This window comes from Cellulosimicrobium sp. GQ32 (assembly GCF_059758455.1).
Window position 1 is genome coordinate 97337 of the sequence record NZ_JCAXEP010000013.1, and the last position, 12330, is coordinate 109666.

Below are 12330 nucleotides of genomic sequence, written 5' to 3' on the forward strand. Positions count from 1 at the left end.
CGGCGGGCGCGGACCGTCTCGGACGGTCGCCGACCGGACTAGCGGCGGTCGGTGCTCCCGGGGGTGGTGGACACGCGAGCGTGGGTCGTCCAGCTCATGGCGTTCCTCCTTCCTCCGGTGCCCGACGGCGCGGGCGACGTCCTGCGACCGTCCCACCCGGGGGCGGGACGGGGCAAGGGAATTACCGCGACCGCGATCGTGCTCGCGCGCGGTGGCCGTGACCGTGGCCGCTCAGGCGACGCCCGACGCCAGGGCCTGGATCGCCGACGCGACGCGCTCGTACGTGCCGTATGTGTCGTAGCCCATCTGGTCGAGCGCCGACCACACGAAACCGACCGTCGCGTAGAGGCCGACGGCCGTCGCGAGGATCCACTCGCGCACGGAGCCGGTGTCGCCGAGCAGGGGGAGGGCGAAGCTGCCGCTGGGGCGCCACACGTCGTCGACGACGAGGGATCGGCGCACCCAGCGCGGGGAGCGGATCTTCACCGGCCACAGCAGCGGCGCGCCGTTGGTCGTGAGCACGTCGCCCAGGATGTGCACGGTCACGCCGATCCCGACGGCGACCGGGAGCCAGTTCCACTCCTCGGGCGAGAAGAGCGCGACGAGGGCGGCGATCGTGAGCGACGTGACCCACGGCATGAGCTTGCCGCGCCGTGTGAGCTTGAGCGCCTTGAGCGCGAGCGCGACGAGCAGGACTGCGAGGACGCCACCGCCCACGTAGACCGTGCCGAAGCTCTCCGTCTCGACCGTGACCAGCCCCACGAGCCAGGCGAGCGCCGTGAACACGGCGATGCCGAGGAACGAGTGCGTGCCCTGGCGGTGGCCGCCGGAGATCGTCTCGACCGCGTCGGACACCCACTCGCTCACGGGCGGCAGGGAGTGCGCGAACGTCCCGTTGTGGTGGTCGGCGTCGGGGAGGAGCGCGGCCCCGGCGCACACGACCGCGCCCGTCATGACCCCGACGGACGACACGGGATGCCACCCGAGCGCGAACGGGGCGGTCGACGTCACCGCCACCCAGGCGGCGGCTCCGGTCGCGGCGTGGTGGGCGCCCATCATGGCGGCGGGTCTCCTGTCGTCAGCCCGGCCGCGCGGTTCGTCGGCGTCGGGAGGTGTGTCCGGAACGTCCGGAACCCTACCGGGTGCCGCCGACAGCCCCGGTCGTTCGCCCGGAACTCCGACGGGCGGCGCGCCGGCGCAAAAAGTGTGCCAAGCGCCGCCGACCTTCGGCCGAGACCCGCGAGGCGTGCCCCAGCGGGGGAGGCGTTGGCCTGTATCCCGTGCACAGGCAGCGCGCGGGAGCCGGAGATCCACCGGCGCGGAGAGCGCACGAGTTCGACTCCGGGCAGAAAAGGACGCCGGCCGGCGGCACTCCGGCCGCCGTGCCGGACCTCGGTCGGAGAACTCGTGACGAATTCGGGAAATGGGGTTGTGCTGATCGAGAAAGGCGCGTACGGTCTTCCTCGGTCGACGACATTCCGGTGCGTGGGCCACCCGACATGACCGAGAGGAGCGGTGCCGTGCGCGAACCCGTCCAGCAGGACCGGCGACGTCCCGTGCTGCCCTGCGAGCAGTCGCGCGTCGTGCTGCCCGTGGCGTATCTCAGCGTGTCCTCGTTCCTCGCCGGCGACTCCGGCGGTCCTGTCGTCTGACCACAGCGTCGTTCGACAGGCCGTCCCGGGACATCGCCGGGGCGGCCTTTTTCTTGTGCATGAATGCGCCCGACCAGGGTGCATTTGTCGTGCTGCCATTCTGCTCGATCGCCGTCGGCGCGCATTTGTCGTGCGTCTGCGGTGAAATGCACTGCCTTCGTGGTCCAACGGACACGACGCCGCTCTACGGAAGCGGAGACGGGGGTTCGACTCCCTCCGAGGGCACCTGGACGCCTCGCGTCCCGTCTGCTCGACGTTAAGGAGCACCAGCGCGCGTAGCTCAGCGGACAGAGCGCCGGCTTCCGGAGCCGGGCGTCGGGGGTTCGAGTCCTCCCGTGCGCACCTCGCCGCCCCGTCCGGGGCGGCGTCATGATCGTCAGGACGACCCGAGGAGGTCAGCACCGTGAGCACCGAGGCCCACGCGTTCCCCGTCCCGCTGTCGGGTGCGAAGGCACCCACCCTCATGTGGGCGCACGAGCACGCCGTCGAGCCCGCCGCGCTCCAGCAGCTGCGCAACATCGCCGCGCTGCCGTGGGTCGAGGGCGTGCGCGTCATGCCGGACGTCCACCTCGGCAAGGGCGCGACCGTCGGCTCGGTCATCGCGATGCGCGACGCCGTGTCGCCCAACGCGGTCGGCGTCGACATCGGCTGCGGCATGATCGGCGTCCGGACCTCGCTCACGGCCGAGGACCTGCCCGACGACCTCGGGCCGGTCCGCGCGCGGATCGAGGCCGCGATCCCCGTCGGTTTCCACGCGCACGACGAGGCGGTCGACCCGCACCGGCTGCGCTCGATCTCCGGGCGCGGCCCGGCCGAGGTCGCGCGCGGCGCGGACGCGTTCTGGTCGCGGTTCTCCGGCCTGCACGGGCGTGTCTCGGACATCGAGGGCCGCGCGCGCCGTCAGCTCGGGACGCTGGGCGGGGGGAACCACTTCGTCGAGCTCTGCACCGACACGGACGGGCAGGTCTGGCTCCAGCTGCACTCGGGGTCGCGCAACATCGGCAAGACGCTCGCCGAGCAGCACGTCGCCGTCGCCAAGCGCCTCGAGCACAACCAGGGGCTCGTGGACCGCGAGCTCGCGGTGTTCCTCGGCGGCACGCCGGAGATGGACGCCTACCTCGCCGACCTGTGGTGGGCGCAGGAGTACGCGGCGCGGTCGCGCGCGGTCATGATGACGCTCGTCGTCGACGCCGTGCGTGCCTCGTTCCCCGGGCGGGAGATCGTGTTCGACGAGGCCGTGAACGTCCACCACAACTACGTCGCGGTCGAGCACGTCGACGGCCAGGAGCTCGTCGTGACCCGCAAGGGCGCGATCCGGGCCGGGAAGGGCGACCTCGGGCTCATCCCCGGGTCCATGGGCACCGGCTCGTACATCGTGCGCGGGCTCGGGAACCCGGAGTCCTACTGGTCGGCGTCGCACGGCGCGGGGCGTCGCATGTCCCGCACCAAGGCGAAGAAGACCTTCACTCTCGACGACCTCGCCGCCCAGACGGCGGGCGTCGAGTGCCGCAAGGACGCCGGCGTGCTGGACGAGATCCCGGGTGCGTACAAGGACCTCGACGAGGTCATCCGCGCCCAGTCCGACCTCGTCGAGGTCGTCGCTCGGCTCACGACGCTTCTCTGCGTCAAGGGCTGACCACGGGGTCGCGACTCGGCATCGGCCGGAGGGCGGGCGTCAGGTGTGGTCGCGGGGGAGGCGGACGGTGAACGTCGTGCCCGTGGGGCCGGGTTCCTCCGCGGTGGACGACGACACGGCGACGGTCCCGCCGTGGGCGGTGACGATCGCGTCGGCGATGGCGAGGCCCAGTCCGGTGGAGCCGCCGGTGCGGTTGCGCGCGTCGTCGCCGCGCGTGAAGCGGCGGAAGAGCGTGGGGCGCAGGGTCGCCTGGATGCCTGGGCCGTCGTCGGCGACGGAGAGCACGACGTCGTCGCCGTCGCTCGCGAGCCGCACCTCGACGTGGGTGCCGGGCGGGGTGTGCGTGCGGGCGTTCGCGAGGAGGTTCGCGAGCACCTGCCGCAGGCTCGCCTCGTCGCCCGTGATCTCGAGGTCGACGTCCTCGTCCGGGTCCTGCCCGTCGGGGTCGTGCGCCGCTCGGGTGCGATCTCGGTCGTCCGTCGCGTCGTCGACGCCGGCGACCCCGTCGAGCGGGTCGGTCGGGAGGTCGACGTCGAGGTCGTCGCCGGGCAGGTCGAGGGCCCAGTCGTGGTCGGGGCCGGCGGCGTGGGCGTCCATGACGGCGTCGACGGCGAGCGCCGCGAGGTCGACGGGCGCGCGGTCGAGCGGGCGGCCCGCGTCGAGCCGGGCGAGGAGCAGCAGGTCCTCGACGAGGCCGGTCATGCGCACGGCCTCCGACTCGATGCGGTCGAGCGAGCGCGCGGTGGCGGGCGGGACGTCGTCGGGCGAACGTCGCACGAGCTCGGCGTAGCCGCGGATCGAGGCGAGCGGCGTGCGCAGCTCGTGGCTCGCGTCGGCGACGAACCGCCGCACCTGGGTCTCGGAGTCGTGCCGCGCCTGGAGCGAGGTCTCGACGTTCTCGAGCATGCGGTTGAGCGCGGCGCCCACCTGCCCGACCTCGGTGCGCTCGTCGGTGAGGTCGTCGGGGACGCGGGGGATCGCGTCGATCTCGCCCTGCGCGAGCTCGAGCTCGGAGACGCGGCTCGCGGCGGCTGCGACGTCGTCGAGCGGCCGCAGCGAGCGCCGCACGAGCCACGTGCCGAGGAGCACGGCGGCGAGCAGGCCCGCGACGCCGAGCGCGACCTCGACGAGCACGTACTCCTCGACCGTCGTGTCGACGGTGGTGGTGCTCGACGCGACGACGACGGGTTGGCCGTCGTCCGTGGTCCGGTGCACGGCGCGGAACGACCCGAGGTCGGGCAGGTCGGCGTCGTGCGGGACGCCGTCGGCGGGCACGTCCTCGAGCGCGGCGATCTGCGCGTCGTCGAGCGCGACGCGCTCGAGCGTGGGTGTCACGTACTCGGCGAGCACGATCTCCCCGCCGTCGTAGCGCAGGACGGCGCTGCCGGGCCCGGTGCCGGCGGGGAAGCGGGACGGGTCGTCGGGCAGGTCGCTGGGGCTGGGGCTGGGGGTGGCGCCGGTGTCGTCCGGCGGCTGCCCGGGGCCGTCGCCCGGACGCTCCCCGAACCCCTGCGCGAGGCGCGAGCTCGCCTGCTCGAGCTCGTGGTCGAGCTGTTCGACGAGCTGGTTGCGCAGCGCGAGCGCGGAGGCGGTGGCGAGGCCCACGGTGACGAGGAGCACGACCCCGGCGAGCACGAGGACGAGGCGGCGGCGCAGCGCGGTCGGCCGACGCACTAGGGCTCCGTCGGCCGTCGCGGGGTGAGCGGGGGCGGGCGCCCGGCGCGCGTCAGCCACGGGCGTCGTCCGCGCCGTTCGCGGGCTTGAGCACGTACCCGACACCTCGCAGCGTGTGGATCATGGGCTCACGCCCCTTGTCGATCTTGCGGCGCAGGTAGGAGATGTAGAGCTCGACGATGTTGGCCTGCCCGCCGAAGTCGTAGTTCCAGACGCGGTCGAGGATCTGCGCCTTGGACAGCACGCGGCGCGGGTTGCGCATGAGATAGCGCAGCAGCTCGAACTCGGTGGCCGTGAGGCGCACCTCCTCGCCCGCGCGCCGGACCTCGTGCGCGTCCTCGTCGAGCTCGAGGTCGCCGACGACGAGCACGGAGTCCTCGCGCTGCGCGGTCGCGCCGCCGCGGCGCAGCAGGCCCCGCAGCCGCGCGACGACCTCCTCGAGGCTGAACGGCTTGGTCACGTAGTCGTCGCCGCCCGCGGTGAGCCCGGCGACGCGGTCCTCGACGGCGTCGCGCGCGGTGAGGAAGAGCACCGGGACGTCGGTGACGCGCTCGCGCAGCCGGCGCAGCACGGTGAGGCCGTCCATGTCGGGGAGCATGACGTCGAGCACGACGACGTCCGGCCCGGTCTCCCGCGCGGTGCGGATCGCGCTGTGCCCGTCGAGCGTGGTGGAGACGTCCCAGCCCTCGTACCGCAGCGCCGAGGTGAGCAGCTCGGCGAGGTTCGGCTCGTCGTCGACCACGAGCACGCGGACGGGGGAGCCGTCCGGGCGCGTGAGGCGCGGCTGGTCGGGGCGGCCGACGGGGGCGGTGGCTGCGGTCATGGATCCAGCGTCCCGCGGCACGCGTGGTCGTGCCTGTGGTGACCCTGTGCGCTCGCTGTGCCTGGAGGGGCGCTGTGTCGCGAGGGTGTGCGGGTGAGATCGCCGCCCGGATGTCGTTGAATCCTTGACTTTTGATCGGGTGCCGTCAAAACTCGCTGCATCGGCAGCAGCCGACGTCCACGCACGCAGGAGTGCGCGCGCCGCCGGATGCCGAGGGGCCCGGCGATCGCCGGGGACCTCACGCCCGGCTCGCGCTCTCGACGACGAGGGAGAAGCACGCATGGATTTGTTCAGCGGAACGACGATCAGGCGGGCGGTGGCGGCGACGGTCGCGCTGCCGCTCGCGGGCGGGGCGACGCTCGTGGCCGCCGGCCCGGCCGCGGCCGACGAGGAGGACTACAAGATCCTCGTGGTCGGCGAGACGCTCGGGTTCCGGCACTCGCACATCGACGACACCACGCGCGCGCTCGTCGCGCTCGGCGCCGACCACGGCTTCACGGTCGACGTGTGGGACCCGCCGAACAGCTCCGCGGGCTGGTGGGGGAGCGGCTCGCCGGGCCAGCCCGACCTCACGATGGACTCGACGCCCTTCACGAGCGCCGAGGACCTGTCGCAGTACGCGACCATCGTCTTCGCGTCGCCGGTCGACAACACCAATTCGCTCAACCCGGCGACGCCGCGCCTGCTCGACGACGCCGAGCTCGCGGCGTTCCAGGGCTACATCCGCGGCGGCGGAGGGTTCGTCGGACTGCACGCGGCGACGGACACGATGCACACCGTCCCCTGGTACAGCGAGCTGACCGGCGGCGGCGCGCGCTTCGTCTCCCACCCCGCGCAGCAGACCGCGACCATGCGAGTCGAGAGCCCCGCCCACCCCTCGACCGCGCACCTGCCGGCCGTCTGGGAGCGGTTCGACGAGTGGTACAACTACTCGACCAACCCGCGCGAGGACGTGCACGTGCTCCTCACGCTCGACGAGTCGACCTACTCCCCGGGCAACGGCGCGATGGGCGAGGACCACCCGATCTCCTGGTGCCAGAACTTCGAGGGCGGGCGCTCCTGGTACGAGGGTGCCGGGCACACCGACGCGTCGTGGACCGACCCGCTCTTCCTCGAGCACGTGCTCAAGGGCGTCGAGTGGACCGCGGGCGTCGTCGAGGGCGGCGGCAACTGCGTCACCTTCGGCGAGGTCGACGAGCTCGTGGCCGGACTGAACACCTCCGCGGTGGGCGACGGCGTGATCGCGGGCGCGATCACGTCGCTGCTCGGCAGCGCGCGCAGCGCGGCCGACGCGGACGACCCGGCGACGGCGGTCCAGGTCCTCGGCGGCGCGCGGTCGCTCGTCGACCACCTGTCCGCGGCCGCGGGCGACCGCGCGCTGCTCGCGTCGAAGTTCGACGACCTCGTCGTCTGGCAGAGCGCGCTCGTCGACGACGGCCCGGCGATCGACCTCGCGGCGGAGGCCGAGCTGCGGACCATGGGCGGCAAGCAGTACGTCGCCGTGCGCGTGCTCAACGAGGACGACACCCCCGTCGACATCACCCTGGCGACGCCGTACGGGAGCAAGGAGTACGCCGACGTCGCGCCCGGGAAGAACGCCTACCAGGCGTTCGCGACCCGGCTGGTCGAGGCCCCGGCCGGCGAGGTGACCGTCACGGCCACGACCGAGCGCGACGGCGAGACCGTCACCGAGGAGATCGTGCTCGCGTACGCCGGCACGGCCTGACGCGTCCCTGACGCATCCCGTCGCACCCCGACGGCGCCCGTCGCACCCGTGTGCGGCGGGCGCCGTCGTGCGTGCGGGTACGGTCGCGGCATCCCGCGAGACCGCCCGAACGAGCGACCGCGTGGCGAGCGACCGCGTGGCGAGCGACCCCGCGTCAGGCGAGCTGGAGCGTCGTGAGGCAGGTGGGGTCGTCGGCGCCCGTCGAGACGGTCGTCGTGCCGACCCGCCCCTCGTGCTCCACGCGCAGCTCGGCGTCCACGTCGCGCGGGAGCCAGAGGCCGACGAACCCGTTCGCGCCGAGCGTCGTGTCCTCCTCGACCAGGACCTCGCCGGTGGCCGCGTCGACGACCGTGACGGACACGGGCTCGTCCGCGAGCTCGCCCTGGCACGTCGTCAGCGAGTGGTAGAAGCACTCGTGCGTCTCGTCCACGAAGGGCGCGACCGAGAGGTAGAACGTGTCCTCGGGCAGCGGGACCGTGGTCTCGTACGACTCGTCCGCGAGCACGAGCTCCGCCGCGCGGACCGAGGCCACGAGGTTGGTCGGCCGGTCGGCCGTCTCGAGCCCCTCGAGCCGGTCCACCACCTCCTGGCCGCCGAGCCCTGCGAGGTCGTGACGGTCGAGCAGCGCGTCGAGCGCGGACGGTTCGGGGGAGTCGCCAGAGCCGCCGGAGCAGCCGGCGAGCACGAGGGCGGTGGCGGCCACGGCGGCCACGAGGGTCGGGAGGGCACGTCGTCGGCTCATGCGCCGATCCTCTCAGAGCGCAGGCTCGTGACCAGGGCCGGAGGTCCCGGGGACGCGATGGCCGGGCCCCGACGCGAGCGTCGGGACCCGGCCTGGGTTGCGGTGGTGTGCGGGCCGACGGCGGAGCCGCCGTCACGCGGTGAGCATCGCCACCGGGTTGTCGTGCGTGAGGCGGGCGAGCGCGTCGCGCGGCACGCCGCGGGCGGCGAGCATCTCCGTGAACACGGTCGGGACGTAGGCGAAACCGTTGCCCCCGTGCTGCACCCACATCTGCTTGAGGAACACGTCGTGGCTGAGCAGCACCTGGCCCGCGTGACCGCCCTCGACGAGGCGCTGCACCGCGGTCGCGGTCGTGTGCGGGTCGGGGGACACGCCCTCCTTCGGGAAGGTGATGTCCATGCCGACCATGTCGAACTCGAGCCAGACGCCGCGCTCGGCCACGGACCGCTGGTAGTCCGGGTCGTCCGCGGACGGGTCCATGTGGCACAGCACGACCTTCTCGGGGCGCACTCCCACCTCGTCCAGCACGAGGTCGAGCACCTCGTGCGCGCGGCGCTGCCAGCCCGGCAGGTGCACCTGGAGCGCGACGTGCGGGTGCTCGCGCTGCGCGACGGCCGCCGCGCGCAGCGACGCGGCCTCGCCCGGCGTGAACGACGGCGAGACGCCGATCTCGCCGATGATGCCGGGCCGCACGCCGGTCCCGCCGATCCCGTCGGTGAGCTCCGCGACGATCGCGGACGCCTGGGCGTCCACGGCGGCGGCGGCGATGCGGTCGCCCTCGAACTTCTCGAGGTACGCGCCGCAGCCCGCGACCACGTGCAGGCCCGTCCGGCGGGCCACCTCCGCGAGGCGCTCGGGGTTGCGCCCGATCGCCGCGCTCGACGTCGCGTCGACGATCGTGCGCCCGCCCAGCGCCGCGAAGCTCTCGAGCTCCGCGGCGACCGCGGCGACGGGCTTGTCGGCGATGTTGTCCGCGCAGCAGTACGGGTCCTGGCGCAGCGCCCACGCGACCGACGCGGAGACCGGGGCCTCGACGACCGCCTCGGAGAAGCGGTAGCTCGGCGGGTCGAGCACCCCGGACAGGTCGTTGAACAGGTGCTCGTGCGGGAGCGTGAGGCCGAGGTCGGCGGCCGCGGCGCGGCCGGTGACCGTCTGGACGTGGCCGGCGGGCGTGACGCTCATCGCCCGCTCGCCTCGCCCGCCTCGCCGCCCGCGACCGCCGCGGCCACGGCGTCCTCGTGCTCGCCGGAGCCGTCCGGGTCGTCGGGGTGGGCCGCCTTGCCGGACGGGATCATGCCGATCCCGGCGGCGACGAGCGCGATGACCGTGCCGATGACGGTCGCGACGTGGACGGTGTGGCCCAGCGCCGGGATCGCGGCGTCGAGGACGAGCGAGCCGACGAGCTGGCCCGCGACCGAGGCAAGGCCGAGCAGCAGCAGCCCGAGGCCGCGCACGAGGAGCGCCATGAGCGCGATGGACAGCAGGCCGAGCGGGCCGCCCAGGTACATCCACCACTCGCTCGGGAGCTGGAAGTCGACGCCGCCCGCGGCCGCGCGCACGAGGTAGGCGACCAGCAGGGCGGTGAACCCGACGAGGAAGTTCCAGCCGATCGAGACGAGCATCGACCCGGTGACGTCGGCGACGGCCGCGTTCCCGGCCGGCTGCCAGCCCGCGAGCAGACCGCCCACGAACGGCATGATCGCGAGGACGATCGTGTGCGGCACGGAGAAGCTCGGCGAGATGACGACGACGGTCGCCGCGATCGCGAGCGCGGCGCCCAGGAGGCGGGTGGCGGTGAGCGGCTGCTTGACCGATGCCGTGACGCCGAGGCGGTCGCAGATGACCCCCGAGATGACGAGACCGGAGATGAGCGAGATCTGGAACGTCGCGACGCCGAGGACGCCGACGGTCACGCCCTCCGAGAGGACGATGACGGCCCCGCACAGGCCCGCGAGGTAGTTCCACCACGGGATGGTGCGCGAGCGGATCAGCCCGGGGATGGCCAGCGCCTCGCGCCGGGTCGCAGGGCGCGCGAACACGACGACGAACATGAGGACCAGGCCGGTCCCGAACGAGATGAGGGCGGCGGCGTGCCCGTCGCCGATCGTCTTGCCGAGCTGGCCGTTGACGGCCGCCTGCATGGGGCCGAGGGCCCCCGCGAGGACGGTCGCGACGACGAGCAGGGCGGTCGCGGTGTCCTTGACCCTGCTGCGGCGGGCTGACGAGTTCAGAGCACCTCCCTGAGTGCCGGACGGGGAACCGGTGGTCGCCGGCGTGGTGTGCTTCATTGCGTGACCGTGCCTTCCTCCGACGGTACGTCGGACTTAGCTGTGGAGCGGAATCCTGGTGCCCTCGGGGGCCAGGTCGGTGGCGCGCGGCAGGGAGTCGACGGCGCCGTGGCGGGTGGTGGTGGAGGCGGCGACGCGCGCCGCCCAGCGGGCGGACTCGACGAGGTCGCCGCCGTGGAGGAGGCCGTCCGTGAGCGCCGCGCAGAACGAGTCGCCGGCGGCGGTCGTGTCGACGGCGTCGACGCGCTCCGCCGGGACGGTGACGGGTGCGCCCCCTGCGGGGACGACGAGCGCGCCGTCGGCCCCGAGGGTGACGACGACGTCCCCGGGGTGGTCGAGCGCGCGCACCATGGCGCGCACCTCGTGCTCGCCGGCGGGCTCGGTGCTCGCCCCGACGAGGGTCGCGAGCTCGAACCGGTTGGGCACGAGCACGCGGAACGCGGCGCGCACCTCGGCGGGCAGCGGGACGGCGGGCGCCGGGTTGAGCACCGTGATTCCCGTCGCGGTCGCGGCGACGGCGCGCAGGGCGCCGAGCGGCGTCTCGCACTGGCACAGGACCGCCGCCGCGTCGCGGACGAGGTCGGCGCGCTCGGCGACGAACGCCTCGTCGACGACGGCGTTCGCGCCGGGCTCGATGACGATCGTCGACTCGGGCTGCTCCCACAGCACGACGGCGACGCCGGTGGGGCGGTCCGCCGTCGCGAGGCCGTCGAGGACGAGGCCCTCGACGGCGAGGCGGCGGCGGATGGCGCGGCCGTCGTCGTCGTCGCCGACGGCGCCGACCATGGCGACGCGCCGGCCGAGCCGGGCGGCGGCGACGGCCTGGTTGGCGCCCTTGCCGCCGGGGGAGCGGACGAGGCCCGTCGCGGAGACGGTCTCGCCCGAGCGGGGCAGGCGGTCGACGGTCAGCCTGAGGTCCATGTTCAGGCTGCCGACGACCACCACCTCGGGCGTCATCAGCCCGCGAGCCAGGTGACGGCCTGGCCGAACAGCGGGCCGTAGCCGGCCCAGTCCATGAACTCGAGCGGCGCCCAGTGGGGGGAGATGTCGGAGGCGAAGGCGAGCGTGCGTCCCTGGCCCTCGGTGCGGACGGCGACGAGCGGGCGGTCCTCGATGGTGGCGAGGACGGTCGCGTCGGCCTTGGCGGTGAGGCGCTGGTAGCCGAGGAGGATCGGCCACTCGCGGTCGAGGCCCGCGGTGACGGGGTGCTCGACGTCGGTCAGGGTGCCGCCGATGCCCTCGGGGGTCTCCTCGCGGTCGTCGTAGGGGAGGATCTCGACGGGCAGGACGGCCTCGACGGCGGTGCCGTGGTAGTTCGCCTTGGCCTGGAAGCCCTGGAAGCTGAGGTAGCCGCCGGCCATCATGAGGCCGCCGCCGCGGCGGACCCACTCGGCGAGGAGCTTGAGCCGGTTCGGGAACGGGCGCCCCTGGGAGAACACGACCGGGGGGAGCAGGAGCGAGTTGGCGCCGATGTCGGAGAGGATCACGACGTCGTAGGCGTCGAGCTCGTCGAGCGTGGAGGGGAAGTCCTCGGCGACGAGGTGCGAGGGCAGGTGCGTGACCTCGTGGCCCTCGGCGGCCAGCGCCTCGAGCAGGCGCGCGCACCCGATCTCGAGCTGGGCGTGGGGGAACGCGTCGTACCCCTTGTAGTCGGTGGTCGCGTTGATCCACGACTCCCCGGCGAGCAGAACCCGGCTCATCCCGGCCTCCTTGCGATCAGGTCGCGCGGCGACGTCGGCGACGACGTTGCGCAACGTTGTGTGACGTTGCGCAAGACCGTAGGGTGGAG

General features: G+C 73.7%; 11 protein-coding genes and 2 tRNA genes. 5 read left to right on the forward strand and 8 right to left on the reverse strand.

Annotated elements, in window-relative coordinates; all coding sequences use genetic code 11:
• Positions 1-231 precede the first annotated feature (231 nt).
• Positions 232-1059, reverse strand: a complete 828-nt coding sequence (locus tag AC6CH9_RS18235; RefSeq protein WP_237842937.1) for a metal-dependent hydrolase — start codon at positions 1057-1059, stop codon at positions 232-234.
• Between the two features lie 461 nt (positions 1060-1520).
• Here AC6CH9_RS18235 and AC6CH9_RS18240 point away from each other — a divergent pair, with 461 nt between their 5' ends.
• The 4 genes from AC6CH9_RS18240 to AC6CH9_RS18255 all read left to right on the forward strand — a co-directional run bounded on the left by AC6CH9_RS18240 (position 1521) and on the right by AC6CH9_RS18255 (position 3288).
• The gene (locus AC6CH9_RS18240; protein WP_269137270.1) at positions 1521-1652 is read left to right on the forward strand and encodes a hypothetical protein; all 132 of its coding nucleotides are present in this window, start codon (positions 1521-1523) and stop codon (positions 1650-1652) included.
• Between the two features lie 153 nt (positions 1653-1805).
• Positions 1806-1877: transfer RNA gene (locus tag AC6CH9_RS18245), tRNA-Arg, on the forward strand.
• A 44-nt stretch (positions 1878-1921) separates the two neighbouring features.
• Positions 1922-1994, forward strand: a tRNA-Arg gene (locus tag AC6CH9_RS18250).
• Between the two features lie 121 nt (positions 1995-2115).
• Positions 2116-3288: an RtcB family protein gene (locus AC6CH9_RS18255; RefSeq protein ID WP_498156190.1), complete on the forward strand. Its 1173-nt coding sequence runs from the start codon at positions 2116-2118 to the stop codon at positions 3286-3288.
• Positions 3289-3327: 39 nt separating this feature from the next.
• Here the strand turns inward: AC6CH9_RS18255 and AC6CH9_RS18260 are convergent, their stop codons facing one another.
• Positions 3328-4962, reverse strand: a complete 1635-nt coding sequence (locus AC6CH9_RS18260) for a sensor histidine kinase (protein ID WP_498156166.1) — start codon at positions 4960-4962, stop codon at positions 3328-3330.
• Between the two features lie 52 nt (positions 4963-5014).
• Positions 5015-5785 (reverse strand): response regulator transcription factor, encoded by a 771-nt coding sequence (locus tag AC6CH9_RS18265; RefSeq protein ID WP_498156167.1) that lies wholly within the window; start codon positions 5783-5785, stop codon positions 5015-5017.
• Between the two features lie 280 nt (positions 5786-6065).
• On the opposite strand from AC6CH9_RS18265, the gene AC6CH9_RS18270 reads away from it, so the two are divergent.
• Positions 6066-7511 carry a ThuA domain-containing protein gene (locus AC6CH9_RS18270; protein ID WP_498156168.1) on the forward strand — a complete coding sequence of 482 codons (1446 nt, stop codon included), beginning with the start codon at positions 6066-6068 and terminating at the stop codon, positions 7509-7511.
• Positions 7512-7665: 154 nt separating this feature from the next.
• On the opposite strand, the gene AC6CH9_RS18275 is transcribed toward AC6CH9_RS18270, so the two are convergent.
• The 5 genes from AC6CH9_RS18275 to AC6CH9_RS18295 form a co-directional block, all read right to left on the reverse strand.
• On the reverse strand, positions 7666-8253 hold the full coding sequence (locus AC6CH9_RS18275) for a CueP family metal-binding protein (RefSeq protein WP_498156169.1): 588 nt from the start codon (positions 8251-8253) through the stop codon (positions 7666-7668).
• Positions 8254-8385: 132 nt separating this feature from the next.
• Positions 8386-9435, reverse strand: a complete 1050-nt coding sequence (locus tag AC6CH9_RS18280; RefSeq protein ID WP_498156170.1) for a phosphotriesterase family protein — start codon at positions 9433-9435, stop codon at positions 8386-8388.
• Positions 9432-10541 (reverse strand): DMT family transporter, encoded by a 1110-nt coding sequence (locus AC6CH9_RS18285; protein WP_498156171.1) that lies wholly within the window; start codon positions 10539-10541, stop codon positions 9432-9434. Before AC6CH9_RS18285 ends, AC6CH9_RS18280 begins: the two co-directional genes overlap by 4 nt.
• Before the next feature lie 36 nt (positions 10542-10577).
• Entirely contained in the window at positions 10578-11498 is a 921-nt protein-coding gene (locus tag AC6CH9_RS18290; RefSeq protein ID WP_498156172.1) for a ribokinase, read from the reverse strand.
• Positions 11498-12241 (reverse strand): glutamine amidotransferase, encoded by a 744-nt coding sequence (locus AC6CH9_RS18295; RefSeq protein WP_498156173.1) that lies wholly within the window; start codon positions 12239-12241, stop codon positions 11498-11500. Before AC6CH9_RS18295 ends, AC6CH9_RS18290 begins: the two co-directional genes overlap by 1 nt.
• Positions 12242-12330 lie beyond the last annotated feature (89 nt).